This is a genomic window from Acinetobacter sp. WCHA55, from assembly GCF_002165305.2.
Taxonomy (GTDB): domain Bacteria; phylum Pseudomonadota; class Gammaproteobacteria; order Pseudomonadales; family Moraxellaceae; genus Acinetobacter.
In genome coordinates this window covers 2429814-2451710 of record NZ_CP032286.1, presented here as the reverse complement: position 1 = coordinate 2451710, position 21897 = coordinate 2429814, and the positions used below count along the sequence as shown (strand labels likewise).

The 21897-nt window shown below is 41.2% G+C and carries 21 protein-coding genes; 10 read left to right on the top strand and 11 right to left on the bottom strand.

Annotated elements, in window-relative coordinates; all coding sequences use genetic code 11:
* Positions 1–124: 124 nt before the first annotated feature.
* Positions 125–547 carry a hypothetical protein gene (locus CDG62_RS14665; protein WP_087527757.1) on the bottom strand — a complete coding sequence of 141 codons (423 nt, stop codon included), beginning with the start codon at positions 545–547 and terminating at the stop codon, positions 125–127.
* 287 nt (positions 548–834) lie between these two features.
* Between CDG62_RS14665 and CDG62_RS14660 the strand changes: the two genes are divergently transcribed.
* The 4 genes from CDG62_RS14660 to CDG62_RS19380 all read left to right on the top strand — a co-directional run bounded on the left by CDG62_RS14660 (position 835) and on the right by CDG62_RS19380 (position 3557).
* Complete coding sequence (locus CDG62_RS14660) at positions 835–1113, top strand: hypothetical protein (RefSeq protein WP_058952166.1); 279 nt, start codon at positions 835–837, stop codon at positions 1111–1113.
* Positions 1114–1277: 164 nt separating this feature from the next.
* Entirely contained in the window at positions 1278–2984 is a 1707-nt protein-coding gene (locus CDG62_RS14655; protein WP_087527758.1) for a mechanosensitive ion channel, read from the top strand.
* Between the two features lie 60 nt (positions 2985–3044).
* Positions 3045–3227 carry a hypothetical protein gene (locus tag CDG62_RS14650; RefSeq protein ID WP_087527759.1) on the top strand — a complete coding sequence of 61 codons (183 nt, stop codon included), beginning with the start codon at positions 3045–3047 and terminating at the stop codon, positions 3225–3227.
* A 177-nt stretch (positions 3228–3404) separates the two neighbouring features.
* On the top strand, positions 3405–3557 hold the full coding sequence (locus CDG62_RS19380) for a hypothetical protein (protein WP_162904038.1): 153 nt from the start codon (positions 3405–3407) through the stop codon (positions 3555–3557).
* 20 nt (positions 3558–3577) lie between these two features.
* Here CDG62_RS19380 and CDG62_RS14645 read toward each other — a convergent pair whose 3' ends face one another.
* From CDG62_RS14645 to CDG62_RS14625, 5 genes are all read right to left on the bottom strand, one after another.
* Positions 3578–4777 (bottom strand): NAD(P)/FAD-dependent oxidoreductase, encoded by a 1200-nt coding sequence (locus CDG62_RS14645; protein ID WP_087527760.1) that lies wholly within the window; start codon positions 4775–4777, stop codon positions 3578–3580.
* A 64-nt stretch (positions 4778–4841) separates the two neighbouring features.
* Positions 4842–5711 (bottom strand): 1-aminocyclopropane-1-carboxylate deaminase/D-cysteine desulfhydrase, encoded by an 870-nt coding sequence (locus CDG62_RS14640; RefSeq protein WP_087527761.1) that lies wholly within the window; start codon positions 5709–5711, stop codon positions 4842–4844.
* A 63-nt stretch (positions 5712–5774) separates the two neighbouring features.
* A complete protein-coding gene (locus CDG62_RS14635; RefSeq protein WP_228254450.1) occupies positions 5775–6848 on the bottom strand; it encodes an HlyD family secretion protein in 1074 nt (357 codons plus the stop codon).
* Between the two features lie 129 nt (positions 6849–6977).
* On the bottom strand, positions 6978–8627 hold the full coding sequence (locus tag CDG62_RS14630; protein WP_087527763.1) for an MFS transporter: 1650 nt from the start codon (positions 8625–8627) through the stop codon (positions 6978–6980).
* 12 nt (positions 8628–8639) lie between these two features.
* Positions 8640–9188, bottom strand: a complete 549-nt coding sequence (locus CDG62_RS14625; protein WP_087527764.1) for a TetR/AcrR family transcriptional regulator — start codon at positions 9186–9188, stop codon at positions 8640–8642.
* Positions 9189–9732: 544 nt separating this feature from the next.
* Here CDG62_RS14625 and CDG62_RS14620 point away from each other — a divergent pair.
* Positions 9733–9936, top strand: coding sequence for an NF038215 family lipoprotein (locus CDG62_RS14620; protein ID WP_087527765.1), 204 nt, complete (start codon positions 9733–9735; stop codon positions 9934–9936).
* A gap of 206 nt (positions 9937–10142) precedes the next feature.
* On the opposite strand, the gene CDG62_RS14615 is transcribed toward CDG62_RS14620, so the two are convergent.
* Both CDG62_RS14615 and CDG62_RS14610 read right to left on the bottom strand, forming a co-directional pair.
* Positions 10143–10598 (bottom strand): DIP1984 family protein, encoded by a 456-nt coding sequence (locus tag CDG62_RS14615; protein ID WP_086208533.1) that lies wholly within the window; start codon positions 10596–10598, stop codon positions 10143–10145.
* A gap of 147 nt (positions 10599–10745) precedes the next feature.
* Positions 10746–12365: an oleate hydratase gene (locus CDG62_RS14610; protein WP_087527766.1), complete on the bottom strand. Its 1620-nt coding sequence runs from the start codon at positions 12363–12365 to the stop codon at positions 10746–10748.
* A gap of 440 nt (positions 12366–12805) precedes the next feature.
* On the opposite strand from CDG62_RS14610, the gene CDG62_RS14605 reads away from it, so the two are divergent.
* Positions 12806–13429, top strand: coding sequence for a LysE family translocator (locus CDG62_RS14605; RefSeq protein ID WP_086208531.1), 624 nt, complete (start codon positions 12806–12808; stop codon positions 13427–13429).
* Between the two features lie 55 nt (positions 13430–13484).
* Here the strand turns inward: CDG62_RS14605 and CDG62_RS14600 are convergent, their stop codons facing one another.
* Entirely contained in the window at positions 13485–14462 is a 978-nt protein-coding gene (locus CDG62_RS14600) for an MBL fold metallo-hydrolase (protein ID WP_087527767.1), read from the bottom strand.
* A 234-nt stretch (positions 14463–14696) separates the two neighbouring features.
* Here CDG62_RS14600 and CDG62_RS14595 point away from each other — a divergent pair, with 234 nt between their 5' ends.
* Complete coding sequence (locus CDG62_RS14595; protein WP_087528927.1) at positions 14697–15629, top strand: IS5 family transposase; 933 nt, start codon at positions 14697–14699, stop codon at positions 15627–15629.
* A 461-nt stretch (positions 15630–16090) separates the two neighbouring features.
* Here the strand turns inward: CDG62_RS14595 and metG are convergent, their stop codons facing one another.
* The gene (metG, locus tag CDG62_RS14585) at positions 16091–18160 is read right to left on the bottom strand and encodes a methionine--tRNA ligase (RefSeq protein WP_087528487.1); all 2070 of its coding nucleotides are present in this window, start codon (positions 18158–18160) and stop codon (positions 16091–16093) included.
* 350 nt (positions 18161–18510) lie between these two features.
* Here metG and CDG62_RS14580 point away from each other — a divergent pair, with 350 nt between their 5' ends.
* Both CDG62_RS14580 and CDG62_RS14575 read left to right on the top strand, forming a co-directional pair.
* Positions 18511–19311: a hypothetical protein gene (locus tag CDG62_RS14580; protein WP_087528489.1), complete on the top strand. Its 801-nt coding sequence runs from the start codon at positions 18511–18513 to the stop codon at positions 19309–19311.
* Between the two features lie 150 nt (positions 19312–19461).
* Positions 19462–19926, top strand: a complete 465-nt coding sequence (locus tag CDG62_RS14575) for a hypothetical protein (protein WP_087528490.1) — start codon at positions 19462–19464, stop codon at positions 19924–19926.
* 45 nt (positions 19927–19971) lie between these two features.
* Here CDG62_RS14575 and CDG62_RS14570 read toward each other — a convergent pair whose 3' ends face one another.
* Complete coding sequence (locus CDG62_RS14570) at positions 19972–20301, bottom strand: hypothetical protein (protein ID WP_087528492.1); 330 nt, start codon at positions 20299–20301, stop codon at positions 19972–19974.
* A 315-nt stretch (positions 20302–20616) separates the two neighbouring features.
* Between CDG62_RS14570 and apbC the strand changes: the two genes are divergently transcribed.
* A complete protein-coding gene (gene apbC, locus CDG62_RS14565; protein ID WP_087528493.1) occupies positions 20617–21891 on the top strand; it encodes an iron-sulfur cluster carrier protein ApbC in 1275 nt (424 codons plus the stop codon).
* The last annotated feature ends 6 nt before the right edge of the window (positions 21892–21897 follow it).

Below are 21897 nucleotides of genomic sequence, written 5' to 3'. Positions count from 1 at the left end.
TTTTACTACCTTGCATTTTCTGCAGAGAACTAAAAAATAAATGCGACTGTACGTTATGAACAAATGACGGAGGGCACAATCGCAAGGGGGGGGAGGAGCTGAGTAAGCGTGTATCAAGAAGTGCTTAGTGCACAAACATATCCATATATTCACGGATTTCAGAAATAGCCGTTTCAATATCCGTTGTCAGCCATGTTGGCTCAAACAGTCCAATATAGTGATCTAAACGGTCTTGGGGTACAACTAAACGCACAGGACATTCTTCTTCCAGTAAGCGCCAAGGAATAATTGGTGTTTCATTGTCTAAAAAGGCTTGCACATTTCGAATATCAATAATCATGGCATTGATACATTCAGGAAAAGGCATCACTGAAAACTCTTCAGTACGACGGCGAAAAAACTCCAGATCGCCCCATTTTAGAATATAACCGGGCTTAGAAAATTCAATAATACCAATAAGATGTTGGTCTCGCGTGTAGTGCAAATGACATTGGTGCGTAACATCAGTGTCTAAATCAAGCGTTACACTTTGTTGACGATATGCCATAAAGTCCAAAAACAGCTAAAACAAGGTGCATAATTATAGCGCAAATTCAGTTGAAGAGCGCTGTTAGCTAGACTCTTTTTGTCTATGCCTATCTGGAATACTTTTTATATGACTTTTAACATTGAATTGACAAATGAATGAGTATTTTTAAATTCTTATAAAATAATAATTTATCTTAAAATAAAGCGTTTGTTTACTATCTCACTATGCTTTGAAACACAATGCTACACAAGCAGTTGTTAGTATAAAAATTCGACAACTTGATAATAGAAAATTGAGGGGGAGCTATGACACATGATTTCAATAAACCGCCCCATGTACAAACGCCAGAGGAGCGGCAAAAGAAAAAACGCGTGCCTGTGTATATGTTGGCATTGGTCGGAATTTTCTTAATCGCATTATTACTTTATATGTTTGCAGATACCAAGCCAAATCCGAATGAGGCGCCTCCAGGACATCCGAATCCGAGTGCAGAGCCTGCAACACCGAATAATAGCACCACTGCAACAGCAGGTGACGAAGCGGTAGCCACCGATAGCAATACGGCGACTGCAACTGACCGCTAAATGAGACTAAAGCCCTTGTAATGTACAGGGGTTTTTTCTTTAGCAGTCATCAAAAAGGTATTCCATTTCTCATTCATATTTCATGGCAGACAATCACTTCAAAACTAGAGTCTGTATTTGAGCAAAGGTCGCTGTGATGTAGACATAACAAGAGGGAGAACAAAATGAATGATTATGTAGGGCATCAGGCTAGATTTGATGCGATGTATTATTGGGACCAGTTTCACCCGATCTTATCCGCAATCGCCATCCTGATCATTGGTTGGATTATTGCATTATTGATTGCTGGTGCTGTGAAAAAGGTTTTAACAAAACTTGGGACCAACCAAAAACTTTCCAGTGCCACTGGTCATCGCTCAAATATTGAAAATATTATCTCTCGAGTTGTGTTTTGGCTTATTTTGATCATTGCGGTGATTGGTGCACTCAATGTCCTCAATCTCACCAGTGTGAGTGGACCATTTAGTAATATGGTTCAACAGTTCTTATTGTTTATTCCACAATTGTTGGCTGCTGTTGCTGTAGGTTTTATTGGTTGGATTGTAGCAAATTTGGTCAAAGTGGGTTTACAAAAAGGACTTGATCGGACTCAGCTAGATGAAAAACTCAGTCAGGATGTTGGAGTTAGTACGCTGAGTCAAAACATCAGTGAAATTGTCTATTGGCTGATTTTATTGCTATTTTTACCGATTGTTTTGTCGATACTTGGTCTGACGGGGCTGCTCTTTCCGATCCAAAATATGGTCAATGAAGCCGTATTGTATCTGCCAAATATCTTTATTGCGGGTGTGATTATTTTTGCTGGTTATATTCTGGCAAAAATTGTACGGGGCATTATTGAGGGTTTATTGAGAAGTCTAGATGTACAAAAACAGGTTGAAAAAATAGGACTGTTTAAAAACTCAGATTTGGCCAAAGTGCTCGGATCTTTTGTTTTTGCAATCGTCATTATCACGGCTCTGATTATTGCGTTTGAAGCTTTAGGGATTGATGCAATTTCTCAACCTGCGACCGCCATGCTGTATGAAATTATGAATGCGATTCCGCACATCATTGCGGCGGCATTAATTTTAATCTTGGCCTATGTGGTGTCACGTTTTGTTGCAAACCTTGTGGTTGAAGTCTTGTCGGGAACTGGTGTAGATGATATTCCGAGTAAAGTTGGCTTACAACGATTCTTGGGAAATACCAAAGCGTCTTGCATCGTGGGTTATTTCATCGTGTTCTTTACCATGTTATTTGCAGTCTCTGAGGCGGCAAATCGACTCGGTTTTGAACAGATCAGTGGACTGATTGCGATGTTTATCCAATTTGGTGCAAACATCCTATTGGGCGCAGTCATTTTGGGCGTGGGCTTCTGGCTGGCGAACTTGGTTGCACAGGTGATTGAGCGTGGTGAATATAACAGTTCTCGTTGGGTGGCGAACATTGTACGTGTCTTGATCATTGGCTTAGTATTGGCGATGGGCTTGCGCGCAATGGGTATTGCAGACTCTATTGTGAACTTGGCCTTTGGTTTAACGCTGGGTGCGGTTGCCATTGCTTTTGCACTGGCTTTTGGTTTAGGTGGGCGTCAACCTGCGGAACGAGTTTTGACCGATTTGTTAGATAAAGCCAAAAAAGAAGGTACGCAGCCTAATCCACTGTATCAGGCTAAAACTGAAAGCACACAATCAGCACAAGGCAAAGAAGAACATGCCTCACTGAAAGAGCAAATGGATACACCAACAGTTGCAGAGGAATATCAACATGCAGATGATATTCCAACTACAGCAGAGGTCGATCCTGCGCATAAACCTTTAAATAAACCTTTTGGTTCAACGGGTGAAGCTGAACAAGATATTGATGTTCACCGCAAAGATCCAGACTAAATTAATCATACTAAACACCAACCGCTAATAGGGGTTGGTGTTTTTTATTGGAGTAAACTGATGTCAAAAAAAGCCCCAAATAAATATTTTGCCCCAATCATCATTGCAGGTATTACGGTTGGATTTTTCGTAAGTGCTTATAAATTTGTCTTTGCTAAGCCGAAAGCAGAAGCTACGCAACCGACAACATCGGAGACGTCCCCAGAGCAATCTTCTGAGCGAGCAGTGACTGAAAAGAAATGATGAAAAATAATACAAAAGTATATAGTGTTGAATCGTATTTATTTTGGTATGTTTAATGCATGTGGAATATGGATATTTCATAAATTAGAAATACTTACATGCCTATACTTTTGTGATAGCTGCATGGAAATTTCACAATTTATTTTTATAAATTGCAGTTTAAAAAGGAAAAAACAGATGATTCAAATATTAAAAAAAACTTTGATGGCGAAACGTTCAGTGATCCAGCCGAGCCATGTCCATATTGCCATTGCGAAAATGGACTTAGCACTTGCCCGTCAGCAAAAGCAAAAGCAAGGCATCCTGCTACGCACTGACTATTTGGAATAATATGACGTTAAACATGTAGCTTAAACATACTCTGATGCGGCATGTGCGGATGACCATGCCCATTGGAAGTTGAAACCACCCAAATGTCCTGTGACATCCAGTATTTCACCCACAAAGTACAAGCCTTTTTGCTTTTTACTCTCCATGGTTTTCGAGGACACTTCAGTGGTGTCTACGCCACCTAAAGTCACCTCAGCGGTACGGTAACCTTCGGTTCCTGATGGCTTGACTTCAAATGCATGTAAGCGCGTGGCAATGTACTCCAGTTTTTCATCCGACAGTTGGCCAATCGCTGTTTCAGCCAGTTCAGACCAAATGAGGTTTTGTAGTTCAACCACCACACTTTTCGGGAAATGTTCACCCAGTAAAGTGCGAAGTAGGGCTTTGGGTTGACTGTGCTTTTTGGCTTTTAAGTAGTCTTGCAGATCCACACTTGGCAAGAAGTCAATTTTGAAGCTTTGCCCTACATCCCAATAATTCGATAGTTGTAGCGAGCTTGGCCCACTGAGTCCACGATGGGTAAATAAAAGGGCTTCGGTGAAAGCGTTTAAGTCATTCGATAAAGTTGCATCGACCGCGTTGCCACTTAAGCGCGTGGTTACTTCTTTAAAACTATCTGAAAAGGTGAAAGGTACTAAACCTGCGCGAGTCGGATAAACATGGTGACCAAATTGCTTTGCAATTTCATAGCCAATGCCAGAGCCGCCTAAGGTCGGTATAGATAACCCCCCCGAAGCAATGACTACTGATTCAGCTTCAAAATAACCCAGTGTCGTGGCAATCTGAAAACCTTGCTCATCGAGTGCGGTGATGGCTTTCACTTCACAGTTGGTTTTAATCTCGACCAAACCTGTCTTTTCACACTCGCTCAACAGCATGGCTAAAATTTCTTTGGCACCTTTTAGAGTGAACAGCTGACCGTGTTTACGCTCTTCATATTCAATCCCGTACTCACAGACCATGCCTATAAAGTCCCAATTGGTATAACGAGTGAGAGCTGAAATCACAAAGTGTGGATTATGCGAAATAAAGTTACTTGGTTCGACATAGAGGTTGGTAAAGTTACATTTACCACCACCCGACATGAGAATTTTTTTGCCGACTTTATTGGCTTTTTCTACCACCACCACTTTACGTCCACGTTGAGCTGCCATATAGGCTGTCATTAAGCCAGATGCACCTGCACCTAAAACTAAGACATCATATTGATTTGTGGACATGACACACTCACGGGAGAATAAAGCAGGGCATTATAGACCATCTTTTTTGCTTTTTCAGGACTATCTAAAGTGCAGCTGAACGACCTTGCAGTCCACCTGAATGAATCACCAAAATACGATGGTCTCGTGGAAATGCACCTTGTTGAATTAAATCGTTTAAACCCAACAGCATTTTGCCTGTGTAAATTTGTTCCAGTGGAATGCCATATTGCTGTTCAAAGTCTTGAATAAATTGCAGTAGTTCAGGCGTGGTTTTGGCATAACCGCCACAGCAATATTGATCGGTAATTTGCCAATTCCGTTTTGGGGTGAGTTGCTCGACTTCGGTACTCAAAAAATCACCTTTGAGTGCAGAGAAGCCCAAAACTTGCTGCTGCGAATGACTGGCTTCAATCAGACCTGCAATGGTGCCACCTGTACCCACGGCACAGCAAATTAGATCGAAATTTTGTCGATCCGCATCAGAGAGAATTTCTGTACATCCTTGAATAGCAAGGGGATTAGTGCCCCCTTCAGGAATCACATAATAGTCAGGGTAGTCCTGTTGTAACTGTGCTAAGTAGGCTGAGCTTTGCTTTTGCCGATAGGCTTCTCGCGTCACAAATTGCAACTGCATGCCGAATTGCTGTGCTGTACTTAAAGTTGCATTCAAAGCTTTACTAGCCAGCTCTTCACCTCGAATAATGCCCAGACTTTCAAAACCCAATAAATGTGCTGCATAGGCCGTCGCGGCAATATGATTGGAATAGGCACCACCAAAAGTCAGCAGTTTTTTATAGCCTTGTTGCTGTGCCATCAACAGGTTGTATTTCAGTTTAAAAAATTTATTGCCTGAAATTTGTGGATGAACCAAATCCAAACGTTTGATGCTGATATTGATCCCGCCAACACTGATGTGCTGATAGGGAATGGACTGCGCAATCTGTTCAAACATAGGGCTTTAATCAATCAGGTTGAGTACATAGTGTAAGTGAAAAGTCTTGGTTTCTGCACAGGATTAATGCTGTGCAGATCGGGTATCGACCGAACTAATTACGGACATGCCTGGACGTAGGTTTTCAATTCCTGTCTGATTCTGATCAATTGCAATTCGTACAGCAATGCGTTGCACCACTTTGGTAAAGTTGCCTGTCGCATTATCTGCTTTAAGCACACTGAACTCTGAACCCGCCGCTGGGGAAATTTGTTCGACATGACCTGTAAATTTCTGATGATTAAGGGCATCCACCGTGAACCATGCTTTTTGTCCAATTTTCATATTGGCAATTTGAGTCTCTTTGAAGTTGGCTGTGACCCACGTTTGCTGTGGAATCAGATAGAGCAACTGTGTGCCTGCGGCCACGTATTGTCCCACACGTGGATTGACTTCACCCAGTTGCCCGCCCATCGGGGCGATAATACTGCTGTAGTTTTTGGTGGTTTTGGCTTGATCCAGTTGGGCCGCGGCATTGGTCACTTGTGCTTTGAGTCCAGTTTCCGCCACTTGTGCGGTTTTGAGTGCTTCTTTTGCTACCAATACATTGGCTTGTGCTTGTTGCAGTAGAGCTAAATTATTTTGGGTATCGGCAAAGGCTTTGTCTTGTTCCGATTTAGACGCTGCACCAGAGTCGCCCAACTGTTGATAGCGCTGCTGTTGCGTTAAAGACAGTTGATAGCTTGCACGTGCCTGTTCCACTTTGGCTTCAGCCGCCACAATATCGGCTTTACGCTGTGCAATATTTTGGCTTTGATTCGATAGGTTATTTTGCGCTTGATCCACCCCAGCTTCTGCTTGAGTGACTTTTTGGTCATAAGTCGTGGCATCAATATGCATCAACACCTGTCCTTTTTTGACGTGATCAAAATCACTGACCAACACATCTTTGACATAGCCATTAATTTGAGAAGAAAGTACTGTGGTTTTGCCTTTGACATAGCTGTTGTCTGTTGACTCAACAGCACTGTCAAATGGCCCAATTTTCCATGCCCATAAAATGATGCCGATCCCGATGATGAGTACTAAAAACATCAAAATCAGCGTACGTTTCGCTGTTGGAATCAATTTACTCGAAGGTGGCGTAATGGGCGTCATCGGTTTTGTTGCTGTCACGGGCTGTTCAGGCTGAGCGGTATTTTCAGTCGTTGCAGTGGTTTCAGCGGGTGCTACTGGTTTTTGATCTTCAGACATAACTATTTCTCAAATAAATAGGGAGCGGTGGCATTAGGCAGGACCGATTTTTGCCTGTTGTCGCTGTTGGTATTGATTCCGAGCTATCAGGAATGTCCCCCACAGCAATAGCAGCATGGCTACGATGCCATTGAAGCTAATCACGTCGTTATAGGCACGTACTTGGGCTTCTCGAGTCACCACTTGATTTAAATTTTTTAAGGCTTGTTGTTGCTCTAACTGCTGATCGAGCGTGTAACTATGTGAACTTTGTTGATACGCTAAAAGACGCTGTGCAATCAATGGATTGGTTTCGGGGAGTTGTTGAATCATTTCAGCACGATAGTTCTGGGTTCGGACTTGTTGATAGGTGGAGTAAAACGATGAACCGACTAAGCCACCAAATGTTTGAGTCGCTGAAAATAAAACAATGAAGGTGACAATATGGGTAGGACCTTTTTGCATGGCACTTAAGATACCCGTGATTAAGAGTGGACCAATAAATACACCACTGGCAAAGCCTACCAAAAACTGACTGCCATAGAAGTTGGAAGGGCGAATATCGCTGGTGAGGTGAAAATCTAGCCCGCAAGCAATTAATACCAAAGCTTCTGCTAACAGTAGGTGCCAAATAATCCGTTCACGTGAAAAAGTGATGGCACTAAATAAGGTTCCAGACACAATGCCGAAAAAGATCACCACATAGAGCGGGACAAATTGATCGGGGCCCATACCCATCGTTTTGAGAAAACTCACGGCAGCATAACTTTGCTCCGACATTAAGAAGCGAATTGCAAAGGCACCGATAATAAAACGAAGCGTAGATGATGTCCCCAGCCAACGTGTCATGATCAGTGGATTGACCCGATAATGCTCGTAGACCAAACCAATGACAATTAGGCTGAACCCTGCAATTAAAAGGTATGCCAACCATTTCACTTCAAACCACCACAAGATTGGCCCTTGGGTCAGTACAATACACAAAAAGGCAAAACCGGGCGCAAGCAAGGCAAAGGTGAAAAAGTCCTGCTTTTCAAAAACAGCAATTCTTAAACTGCGGGGTAATTTAAGCGACACCACCATTGCAAAACAGCACAGGGCTAAACCAATTTCAAAGGTATATAGGACATTCCAGTTATTGACATCAATAAGGTACGGAGAAATGATCCATGCTAAGGGAATACCAAGCTGCTGGAAGCCTAAAGCCAAATAGATACTTCGACCAAAATTTTCTCTCTTAAAAGCCTGCATAATGTAATACATGCCTAAAGAGCTGAGCGGTGCTGCAACCATGCCACTAATAAAACGCACCAGTACAGCCATTTCAAAGGTATGTACAAAGAGGTGTAAAACTAAAACTACAATAAAAATCAGTAGGCCTATTTCAGAAAATAGACGCAGACCGTATTGTTGGCGGGCTTTAAACAGAATTAGGTTCGCACTGACATTGGCCATGACATAAGCTGCAGGAATCCATGCCACCTCAGAGGGTGTGAGTCCATATTCACCCTGAATTAAGGGCAAATTTGCGGTAATAAAACCGTTACTGAGACTGGCAGACAGTGCGACAAATAAGCCAATAAAAAAATATATGAAGCGCTTAGGTGTGGAGTGCGCGATCACGGCAGGAGAGCCGGGCAGGGTTGGTTTTTCTTCGGCTGTCCAGTTTGGCGCAGGTTCGAGTAAACGTGGTGGCTGTGTCATGAGTGGTGACCTTTATGCCCGAATACCGTTGAGTAAGAGCTCAATCGCGCGTTGTGCAAGTTGTTGTTGCTCTAGATTGGTCAGCCCTTGAAATGAAGTCCTTAAAATTGCTGTAATCATGGCGTAATCTTGGGTAGTCAAATCGGGGCGGCATACGCCGTGCTGTATGGCTTGATCAATTAAAGGTTGTAAAATGGCATCACGGCGCGCGTAGATATCGACCATGACGGGATCATCACGCTCAATCACCCGCCAATATTCCATCAGTGCAGTTAAATAGGGCAAGTTATAAACATGGTTTTCAATTAAACGAATAAAACCATCTTCATACTGAGAAAACGCTGCCGCACGTAAAGCGAGACGTTCCAAAGCTTGTTCCATGAGTGCAATCACCAAGGCACGACGGTCATCAAAATTACGATAAAACGTCGCCCGCCCGACATTGGCTGTATCAATGATCATTTGTAAGGGAGCATTAATTCCGTGGGTGCGAAAAACTTGAACCGCAGCTTCCAGCAATTCCTCACGGTTTTGTGCAGCACGCTGTTGACGACTGGTCATGGTGATTATTTCATTTGATTTGGGAGTGCTATTATTTAACGGACAAAAATGTCCGTTGTAAATATTTAATTCTGTAAGATTTTGTAAATCAGGTGTCTTTTTCTAATTTAATCTAATTTCGATAAGAAATAGGCGACTCGGAAACGTCATCTGCAACCTGCATGGTGTAAATAAGATAATGTTTTATTCGCTATATTTGAATAAATACAAGGAATGAACAGGTTTTGCAGATGACAATGGTTTTGCCTACTTTTGTTGAAACAAAAGTAGGGCGAGCCGCAGGCTGATGAAGAAATTGAATAAAACAAGATAAGACTCCGCCAAGATAGTTTTTTCAATACGTCGGATAAATATTTAAATCGAATTTTGGTTAACTTAAATCATTTATATTATTGTTTTATAAATGAATTATTGATTTTTATTGAAATAAAAGAATACGCACAGAACTATCATGTAGATAGATAAAAGTTGTAACAAAGTCGATAGGATTGGAAAAATAAAAGTGCTATGCTGAAAGCACAATAATGATAAATGAGGGGATATGATGAAAACCTTATCTACCCTAGTATTGGTTTTATTGCTCACTCAGCTAACCGCATGTGATGCAAAAAAGGATTTGAATCAGCCCAGAACTGAGGCTCGTACCATGATTATTGGCGGTGTCCCTGTGCATGATCGTGACTATAAACTTCCATCACAAGAAATGGCTTTTAATCAGAAAACGTCTAGACAGGCTGATGCCTACTAAGATGTAAAATAGGGAGGCATATTGTCAGTACATGGTGGTGCAAGGTGCGATGTGCAGTATAAAAGATGCATTATGCTACGTCAGATTTGTGAAAATATGAAGTAGACGTCTTACTTCCTGCAAACGTTTGTTGAATTAAAGCCTTACAAACGTATAAAAGGCCTTGTACTCGCCCAATATGCCCAAACTGTTGTGGCTCAAATTGGTTAGATCAGTTCGATTTGCCAATTTGAAGCTTGAATCTCTAAGTTATTTTGCCTGAGTTGTTGGCTAATTGCATCGGCTTGTTTTTGCAAGTCTGCAACCGTAATGGTTTTAACCCAGCGAATTTCACTCGAACTATAACGACCATTTTCACGTCGTGAACTGTCGATGGCCTGTTGGATAATACGATGCTGTTGAGTGAGCAAGTCACGTGTGTTTAAAACACTAAGCATGGATTGACCCGTGCTGGTTTTCGCTTGAGCATTGGTCGCATGAATTTTTTCAATCAGATGATGTAACTCTGTATTCACACTAAAGGCCTCACCCATCAGTGCATTGGGGTCTTCACTCAGTTCATCGCCTTCTTGGATCAAAACATTATTGTTGATCCGTTGCTGTAAAGAGGCGAGCTTGGTTTGTAAATCACTACGCAATAAAAGTGCTTCGGCGAGTTTCATAGATTTATTTTTTAAAGTTTTAGATGAGTCTTATGCTGCCTCTGTGCAAGCAAAGCTGCAAGAGAGTTTTGTAATTTGAAGAAGTGACATTTTGCTCAAAAGTGATAAGAGCACAGAAGCGTGCTCTTATCACTATATATTAAAAACTTAGTGGAACACGGTTTCCAAAGCTTTCAACCCCACTTTTGGATCAAGCAGACCATTGTAAATTTCAGGGATTTCACGTTCCACCCCAAAGAATTCATAAATGGCAAGCATCGCCCCACGAACTGAATATTCCACAGTAAAGACCACGTCATCTTCAATTTCCACAAACTGTCCAAGGAAAGCAAAGTTTTGTGAGCCTTGCGGAACCACTTGTGGACGATCCCCCGGTTTACGGCAGGCAAACAGGGCAGAGGCATATGGCATCATGGCTGTGGTAACATCAGTCGTTGCCAAAACATGATCTAAAATGTCTTCAAAACCGAGTTGTTTGATCAGCTCTGTTAGAATCTCTTGCCCCGTGGCTTCAGACATTGGTTTTTTGATGTAATCGCCTATATGGTCAATTTGGAAACCGTAGCCCCATAAGGTATATAAACCTTCAGGTAAGTCGGCAAAGTGTGGCTGTGCAGGAACCACGATGGATAAATGCCAACCCGATTCGTACCAAGTCATCAGTGCACCTGTACCCGGTTCATTGCCTGTATAGTCAATAATACGTTTAAGTAGCACGTCATCTTTCATGGTCAGAGTAAATGACTCCCACTTATGTTCATCGACATTGCCATAAAAAGTCATTGGACGGCCAAAGTCTGGGGCTTTTTGAGCCAGCGTTTCCCAAAGCGTCCAGCTATGATCTTCTCGATTACGAATGAGGGCAGGTACGTCATGATTATCACCATAACGCGAGTCTGCGGTAATAGAGCCTAAAGTGAAAATGGCTAAATCATTGGCTTTCAGATTAATTTGCTCTGTGCCTTCAGGCAATTGTACATATAGGCGCGAGGCATGGCGCTCTTGGGTTTCAGCATTGGTAATGAAGTCTGCATCTGTGACATAGTGTCCAAAACGCACATCGACACCTTGTGCGACTAGCCAACGCTGTAGAGGTAGAATCATTGAATCATATTGGTTGTACTTGGTGCGTTTCACACCTGCTAAAGTATGAATACGCGGTAGTTCTTGAATAAAACGTAAGAAATAGCGTCTTAACTCTGCTGCACTGTGCCATTTTTGAAAAGCGAAAGTTGTGCGCCACATGCGCCAGAAATTGGTTTCAAAAAAGGCCTCATCAAAAAACTCATCAATGCGACGGCTGCCAATTTTTTCTTCTTTTGAAGCCAATAAGCGTAGCATTTGTGCACGATGTAGCGTATTCAGCCCAAGTTTTGCAGCATCTGCAATGACATGTTCGGCATCAATCAAACGTGCATTGGCATGGGTTTTCACTTTTTCATTAAACTCACGACACTCTTCACGTACCGAAATGTCTGGATTTTCCAAAGATGGAATACTGGAAAATAAATCCCACAGGCATAGATACGTTTCATCAGTGAGCATCCGTCCGCCACGTGTCACCCAAGCTTGTGCGGCATGCGGGGTATGTCCACCGTCCATCGAGCCACCTGAAATATCGAGTTCTTCTAAAATATGGATATTTTTGGCAGGAACTTTGGCATCACGGATTGCAAATGCAGCAGCAGCCATACCTGCGATACCACCACCAATAATCCAAAGATGGGACTGTTGAGCGTCTAATGGGGTGCGCTTCTTATTTTGCATGGTTCACCTCTAATTATGATGTTAAAAACGATGATGTAAAAAATGTGGTTTAGAAAAACCTTAAAAATAGTATGTCTTTTTATATATGAAAAATGTATGAAATGGAAAGCAATCTACTCATTTTATTTTGTAATCAAAAATAAGCTTGTGATGGCTATTTTTAATACACATTTGTCTTTTTATTAAAATTGAATATGATCTAAATATCTGATGTTATTGTTTATTATTGAGTAATTACTCTATTCTTGTTTTCACTATGCCCTATGCCAAATTTCCTTAAAAATAGGCTTTTAATTTATCATTAAAAAATATAATAGCCGTACAAGCTGCGGCTTGATCACGATATAAATGTGAAAAATAACTGATAAAGTGAATATCGTAAAAACTTTGTTTAGCGTAAAATCGTTCCTGATCAAATTCTCTCAACTTAGAGGTCACTCTTGGAATCATTATTGATTTTAGGCTCTATCACTTTGGCATTAATGTTAGGTGCTATTAGTCCTGGTCCAACATTTATTTATGTCGCCAAAAATTCAATTGCGATTTCACGTAAACATGGCTTATTTACTGCTTTAGGTACAGGCACAGGCGCTGCATTGTTTGGTTTGCTTGCAGTCATGGGGTTACAAGCAATTTTGTTGGCTGTACCGTCAGCTTATATTGCCTTGAAAGTTTTTGGCGGTTTGTACTTACTTTGGCTGGCTTATAAAATCATTAAACATGCTAAAGAACCGATGGAAGCTGTAAATGGTTCTGTAAAGACGATGAGTTATGTACAGGCTTTTCGGTTGGGGCTGATTACTCAGCTCAGTAATCCTAAAATTGCCATTATTCTTGCCAGTATTTTTACTGCACTTTTACCCAAAGAAATTCCAACTTATTTCTATGTGGTATTGCCGATGCTGTGCTTTTTTATTGATGCAGGTTGGTATTCGCTTGTGGCGGTGGCCTTGTCAGCGGAAAAGCCACGTCGTGTATATTTAAAGTTTAAGAAAGTATTTGATCGTGTTGCTGGGGCTGTGATGACAGGATTAGGTTTAAAACTTATTTTTGGAATGAAGTAACTGTTTGAGCTCAGGCGAACCCTCTCCAAAAATGAGAGGGTTTTTTTATACGTCATCAATCCTTAAAATGCACAGGAATCCATTGATAGCTTTTCCCATCTGCTGAATAGATATGCCCAATACCGGGGAATGGCAAGTGTGGTGCTGCAATGGTTTGCCCGTCTTTCGCATATTCTGCAAATTGCTTTAAGCGGGTTTGTACCGCTTTTTTCGGGTCGATATCATAATCAATTGCCGTTGTAGGTTTATCAAATTGCACGGTATGTGAGTGCACAATGTCACCAATAAAGACCACCGTTTCATCTTTGGATTTTAACTCATAGCTAAAATGTCCGGGTGTATGCCCCGCAGTATTAATCACTTTAAAGCCCTGAACTTGATCGCCCAATTGATACGTTTTGAAGCGTTGTTTGGCTTGATAGGGTGCAATGGCTTGTTTAATTTTTTCAACAGTTCCTAAGTAGCCTGCTTGTTTTTCTTTCGGGAGTTGGCTGACTTGTTTCGGGTTTAGCCAATAGTTCGCTTCATCATTCGAGACATAAACCGTTGCATTTGGAAAGTTTGCCACGCCATTTTGGCTAATACCACACACATGGTCTGGGTGTAGATGTGTTAGTAAGATGGTATCGACTTGTTCTGGTTTATAGCCTGATGCTTTTAAGTTACTTAGCACTGAACCCAAATGTGCGCCAAAACAGCTCGCAGCACCGCTATCCACTAAAACCAGCGAATGACCTGTATTCACGAGGAAGGCATTGACTGAGGTTTGTACGCCTTTGGCTTGGTCGGCAGCGTATTTCTTTAAAATTTCATGTACTTCTTTTTCTGGAATGTTTTGAAAGAGTTTAGGCGACATGAAGTTAGTGCCATCGAGCAAGGCAGTGATTTGTACATCACCCATTTGGTATTGGTAATAGCCTGAAACTTGTTTTTGTTGGTCAATCGCTGTTTGGCTTGTTGTATTTTCTGCTTGTGTAATGATTGGAGCAAAGCAGAGTAGTGATATGGATAATGTTGAAATTGTTTTTTTCATCGTATTATTTATCTTGTTGTTTAAATCGTTTACTTTTTAGCACGAATTTTGATGTTCGTGGGTTTTTTAGTTATGAAAAAAATCCGCTTGGGTAGCAAAACTTTTTATGGATAATCATTTAGATAATTATAGTGAATTTAAATTGTAAGAAAGTGTTTGACCGTTTTAGGGGTTGAGTGAGGCTTTGTTGCACAAAGCTGTTCTTAAGGGCTTCTTCAGCAATATAATTTCCAAATGAAGAAGCCTACACACAAAATCTACCGCACAACCAATTGGCCCGCATATAACCGAGCTCTCATTAATCGTGGGAATATTGCCATTTGGTTCGATCCAAAAACACAATGGTATGCAGAACCTCAAGGCAAACAAGGTCGAAGTCAAACCTACTCCGACATAGCGATTCAATGCTGTTTGATGATCAAATCTCTATTTAGACTTACTTTACGCATGGTCACTGGCTTTGTTCAAAGCTTAATTAAACTTTGTGGATTAGATTGGACAGCACCAGATTACAGTACGCTTTGTAGAAGACAAAAGCATATTGATATTGCAATTAGTTATCAGAAAAACAGTGATGGGCTTCATCTACTCGTAGACTCTACTGGCTTAAAGTTTTTGGGCGAAGGTGAATGGAAACGTAAAAAGCATCAGTCTGAATATCGTCGCCAATGGTGTAAACTTCATATTGGTATAGATGCTAGAACCCTGCAAATACGAGCCGTTCAGCTCACGACCAACAATGTAAGTGATTCACAGGTGCTTGGGGATTTACTCAATCAGATTCCATTGGATGAGCAGATTGACTCCGTATATACCGATGGCGCTTATGACACCAAGCAATGCCGACAGGTCATTGCAGATCGGCAAGCACATGCAGTGATTCCACCTAGAAAAAATGCCAAGCCTTGGAAAGATAAAAAAGTTCATTCGCTAGAGCGAAATGAATTACTTCGCACTGTTAAACGTTTAGGCAGGACACTATGGAAAAAATGGTCGGGCTACCATCAGCGAAGTCTGGTTGAAACCAAGATGCACTGCATCAAATTATTAGGCGATAAACTCAGTGCTAGGAACTTTCAAAGCCAAGTCAACGAGGTACATGCTCGTATAGCCATTTTAAATAGATTTACAGAATTAGGCCGACCTCATACCCAAGTTGTCACTTAAATTTGAGCAACTTAGGAAAGCTCTATCTTTAAGGGCTTTATGCAACAAAGCCTCGTCAACTAGAAAGAATACGAGCACTTGACCCAAATGGTAAAGATTATAAAATAGAAGTTGCTGATTTATATAAAGATAAGCAAATTATTTCTGTTAAAATTTCCAATACTACTCAAGACTTAATCTATAATATTGAACAGTCGAAAAGTTCACTTGAGTTAATTAAACAAAATAAAATTCCATTTGACGATGAATTACAGTCTGTAGCGTTATGGATTGTTTTAGAAAAATCAATTACATCTATCATCGAAATAAATTCTATACAATTTTTATTAGCACTTGATTCATGGAAAAAACGTGTAGAATTTTTTGGCTTAAAACCTCAGATATATATTTCTAAACATATTAAATCTTAAATTCTGAAAAGCCCCTACATCAGTAGAGGCTTTTTATTTAAGACTTAAACCTTAAGAAACCTTATCACCAGCTTTAGCGCCAGATTCAGGTGAAATCACCCAAACACCTGCGCCATTACCCGCTGCAAGCACCATACCATTTGAAATACCAAAACGCATTTTACGCGGTGCAAGGTTAGCGACCATCACCACTAATTTACCTTTAAGGTCTTCAGGCTGGTAGAACTCACGAATACCACTAAATACATTACGTGGCTCAGCTTCACCCACATTCAAAGTGAGTTGAAGAAGTTTGTCAGAACCTTCAACAGTTGCAGCTTCTAAAACTTCAGCGACACGTAGGTCAACTTTCATAAAGTCTTCAATACCAATCACATTGTTTTCAGAAACAGCTTCACCCACTTTAGGTTCAGGCTTTTTCTCGGCTTTCTTCTCTTTTTTCTTTTCAACTTTTACAGGTTCAGCTGCAGCAGCTAAAGAATCTTTCGATGCATCCACCATTGCCGCAACCGCTTTAGGGTCTACACGTTGCATCAATGCTTGGAACAATGCAATTTCATGATCAACCAATATCGTTGTTCGCGATGCAAAGTCGAAGCGGTCTAGTTTTAAGAACGCTTGCACTTGAGCCGCTAAAGTAGGAAGTACAGGTGCAAGGTACACAGCCAATTGACGGAACAGGTTAATACCGACAGAACACACGTCATGAACCTGTTGCTCTTCGCCTTCAACTTTTGCTAAAGCCCACGGTTTTTTCTCATCAATATATTGGTTGGCTTTATCTGCAAGTGCCATGATTTCACGAATCGCAGCAGAGAACTCACGTGCTTCGTATGCTTTCGCAATTGAATCGCCCGCATCAATAAAGCTTTGTACCAATTCAGGCTCTGCACAAGTTGCACTTAACTTATTATCAAACTTGGTATTGATGAATTTTGCACAACGACTGGCAATGTTGACTACTTTACCCACTAAGTCAGAGTTTACTTTCTGAACGAAATCATCCAAGTTTAAATCAGAGTCTTCAACTTTATCTGATAGTTTAGACGCGAAGTAGTAACGTAAGTACTCAGGGTTTAAGTGTTCTAAATAGGTTTCAGCTTTGATGAACGTCCCACGAGACTTCGACATCTTTTGACCATTCACCGTCAAGAAACCATTCACGAATAAACCCGACGGCGTACGGTAATTTGCACCTTCAAGCATTGCAGGCCAGAACAGCGCGTGGAAGTAAACGATGTCTTTACCAATGAAGTGATAGACTTCTTTGTCTGAGTCTTTTTTCCAAAAGTCGTCAAAATTTAAATCAGGACGTTTAGTCTTGATGTAGTTTTCAAAACTCGACATATAACCAATCGGCGCATCGACCCAAACATAGAAATATTTGTTTGGTGCATCTGGAATTTCAAAACCGAAATATGGTGCATCACGTGAAATATCCCAGTCTGATAAACCTGCTTCAAACCATTCATCCAGTTTGTTGGCAATTGAAACAGGTAAACGACCTTGGTCACGTGTCCATTTCTGTAGGTATTCTGAGAAATTCGGCAGTTTAAAGAAGTAATGATCTGAAGATTTCTCTACAGGCGTGGCACCACTTAAAGTCGATTTTGGGTTTAAAAGCTCAGTTGCGTTGTAAGTTGTACCGCAGACTTCGCACGCATCGCCATACTGATCTTCCGATTTACATTTCGGGCATGTGCCTTTAATGAAACGGTCAGACAGGAACATGCCTTTTTCAGGGTCAAAAAGCTGATTTACAGGACGGATGGCAATATTACCTGCTTCACGGTTTTTCACATAAATTTCAGAAGCACGAACGCGGTTTTCATCACTATGGGTTGAATCATAATGGTCGAAATGGACACCGAAACCGTCAAAGTCACGAATGTGCTCTTTTTGCACGTTGGCAATTTGATCTTCAGGCGAAATACCATTGGCTTCGGCACGTAGCATAATCGCTGTACCATGAGCATCGTCCGCACATACATATGTCACATCGTGTCCCATTGCACGCATGGCACGAACCCAAATATCTGCTTGGATATAACCGAGTAAGTGTCCCATATGGATGGGGCCATTGGCGTATGGTAGGGCGTTAGTGACTAAAATATTACGCACGGATATGACTCTCTCATTCGTATTTTATATAAGGTCAACGATTTTACCTTAGATAGCTACGACTTGCACAAGTGAATCGGTGAAAAGTTTTCAAATGAGACTAAAGCCCATATGAATTGATCAGTAGACTGAGCATTAATCACTAATTTGAGCAAGAGACTGGAAAAATCATGGGAAATGTCTTGTCTGAAGCGGCATAAAACAGTTTGTTTATCTTCTCATGAAAGATTGAATGGATTGTTCAAAACTCAAATGATGCAGCTTAAAACTAATGTGTATTTTCTCTATATTCATGCGCCAATAACAGCGATAATACGTGCATTCAGCCCGTTTTTAAGAGTATGCCGTCCATGATTGACGATGATTTTGATTTCGACCAAGCCGTGACCCGAATTCCGCAAAATCCACAAGCGACTAAACTACTGGGCAATCAACTTTTACAACAAGCGGAACACTACCTTACTTCAATGGGCAGTCGAGCACATGCACAATTGGTCGAGTCGCTCCGTCAGCTCGAGTCTGAAGATCCGTACTTTGCAGTTATGGCTGATGAGCTTGAGTATGAAAGTGATGACCCAATGGCCAATGATGTACTTAATCTGTTGTATTTTTGGAAAATGGCCAATGAAAAAGAAGCAGATATGACTGAGTTTCAATTGCCTGATTTAATCCAAACAGACTATTTCCAAATGACTTTGCTTGACGCTTATGATGCAATGGATTTAGGGGTATTCCAAGCTCAGCGCCGCAGCGTGATTGAAGAAACGTTAAAACTGTATCAACAGCAGTATTATGCAGGATGCACTACAGTTCTTTATGGTCAAATTGAAGGAATTTTGACAGATGCGCTGATTGAGCATGGTTATTTACAGCAAAATCAAACCAAGTTTGTCGATGTCTATAAAATCGTGCCAGGTTTGAAAGGCCATGAAGTTAAAAGCCTATGGCATAAAGTTAAAATTGCCAGTGAAATCAATCCGTATTTCTTGAGCCTTGAAGCATTGAAAATGGATGCGAGTTCAAGTGTTACTGCCAGCCGTCATAATATGGTACACGGTGCAGACGTGACTCATTTCACTCAAGCACGCAGTTTCATTTTGTTTATTTGGCTGTTTGCAGTCATCAGTTTTATTAGTACTTTAAAGCGCTAATCATCTCTATAAGAGCTGTATAAGATAGATTTAAAATTGATGCATCCTGTACAGCTATTGTTTCTAAATGATGCAAATGACGTCAGCACTTAAAAAGCAAGGTATAACTCTGAGTTAAGCAAAATTTTAAATACGAAAGAGGGCTGTGACATGACGAATGATAATAAACTCGATGATTTAAAAACAAAAGCGACTGAGTTAGGTGAAGACCTGAAGTTGAAAGCTGAAGCAGCAAAACTTGAAGGTGAGAAAGTGCTGGAGGATGTCAAACATCAGGCCACTGAAGCCAAGCTTGATGCTGAAAAGCAACTGACTGACTTAAAGCAAAACGCAGCAGAAAGTAAAGCCGAAGGTGAAGCAGCTTTTGAGCAAAAGTTGGAGTCTGCACAAGCCAAAGCCGAGCATGCGAAACAAGTCGCGCAGGAAAAATTGGATCATTGTAAAGTTGAAGCAGGGCATAAACTGGATGAGGCAAAACTTAAAGCCACAGAGTTAAAGCATGAGGCTGAAATTAAACTGGAAGAATTTAAGGTGCAAGCCACTGAAAAGTTTGACGAGTTGAAAAAGAAAGCTACAGAAACATTGCAAAAGTTTAAAAAAGACGACCAAGCTTAATCCGTCTGAAATGGCGAATACCGATTTTCCAGATGTTCACTAATACTATGGCGTAGACTGTGTACTGAGTGCAGGGTCTGCGTCTAAGTTAAACCACATGATGCTCTGAATTTGATTGTTTACGGTGCGAATGGTGTAACGATAGTTTGCAATTTCATATACATATACCGTCTCAAGTGGGCTATTCGGCGCACTGCTGATCGGGGTGGAAGACATAGAAATTGGCGATAAATCGATTTTTTTCTGCATGTCTTGAACTTGATCACCAATAGTCACCGTCTGGCCCGCAGGGGTTTTAAATGAATTGGTTGAGGTGTCTGCAAAACTAAAGCTAGATAGGGTACAAGCCAAAACAACTACTGCCCAAAGTTTCATTATTTTGTCCCCAAATCGTGTAAAGATAGAACATTAGAATATAGATATATTGCTATGCAATAACATCACTTTAAATGGGGAAATTGGATTTTATTTACAATTCTTTACGCTCAAATTTGACGTCATTCACCCTTTTATTTTTTTCAGTTAGCTTAAATGGCTAAACTTTGTCCTTTGATATTCAGTGTATAAAACCAACTAAAAAACTAGGAATACTCATTTTCATGGCATAATCCATCAATACTGAACTTAACCTAAGTTCGTTTTGTGGTTAAACTATAGCATTCAGCTGAATACTCGAACTTGGAGTAATATATGTCGTGGCTTTCTTCTCTTAAATCAGTTTTTTCTCCTGCGCAGGAGGTAAAGGAAGAAGAAATCCAAACAGTACTGCAAAACTATATCTTGCCCAATTCAAACCATGCGTTGAAAGACCGTATTACTCAAGTGAATGTGCAGGGTAATGTTCTGCAAATTACCATCAATACTTTTCCTGCTGAAGCCAATGATTTACAACAGATGCATGATGATTTGGCAGTTGCGCTTGAAGTATGCGGTATCAAAGAATTAAACATGCATGTGATTCAGCAAAAAACGGGACATAAAGAAAAGTCTGGCTGTGGACATCAGCATGCTGAAGGTGAGAGCTGTTCAAGCCAAGCAAAAGAGGTTGCACCGAAAAGCAATTTACCCCCAGTGATCGATGCTTCAGGCTCAGCACCTAAAGTTGCTGCACAACCCGTTGAAACTGATCCAAACAATCCACCCATCCAAAAAGCCGCTCCACAACAACGTGATGTGCCGAAGCATCCGCGTATTCAAAATGTGATTTTGGTATCCTCGGGCAAGGGGGGCGTGGGCAAATCCACCACTACGGTAAACCTTGCACTTGCTTTGCAAAAAATCGGCCTAAAAGTTGGGGTTTTAGATGCGGACATTTATGGTCCAAGTATTCCAACCATGTTGGGCAACGCAGGCAAAACGCCGATGATTGAAGCGGAAAACTTTGTACCCTTGGATGCTTATGGTCTAGCCGTGTTATCAATTGGGCATTTAACAGGTGATCATAATACTCCTGTGGCTTGGCGTGGGCCGAAAGCGACAGGGGCTTTGATGCAGCTGTTCAATCAAACCTTATGGCCTGACTTAGATGTCTTGATGATTGATATGCCACCGGGTACAGGTGATATTCAGTTGACCCTTGCGCAGCGTATTCCTGTGACAGGTGCGGTGATTGTGACTACACCTCAAAACGTGGCACTTATGGATGCGACCAAAGGCATTGAATTATTCAATCGTGTACACATTCCAGTCATGGGTGTAGTGGAAAATATGTCGACCCATATTTGCTCAAATTGTGGATTTGAAGAGCAAATTTTTGGTACGGGTGGCGGTGATCAACTGTCGGAGCAATACGCTATTCCGCTTTTGGGACGTCTGCCTTTAAATGTACAAATCCGTGAAAATGCAGATGCAGGGAAGCCTTCGGTTCTAGTTGAAGACAGTGCAGCAGATAGCTATATGCAAATTGCTGAAAAAATTGCATCAGCATTGCCGAAAGCTGAAAAAGACCAAACCCGTATTTTTTAAATTAGG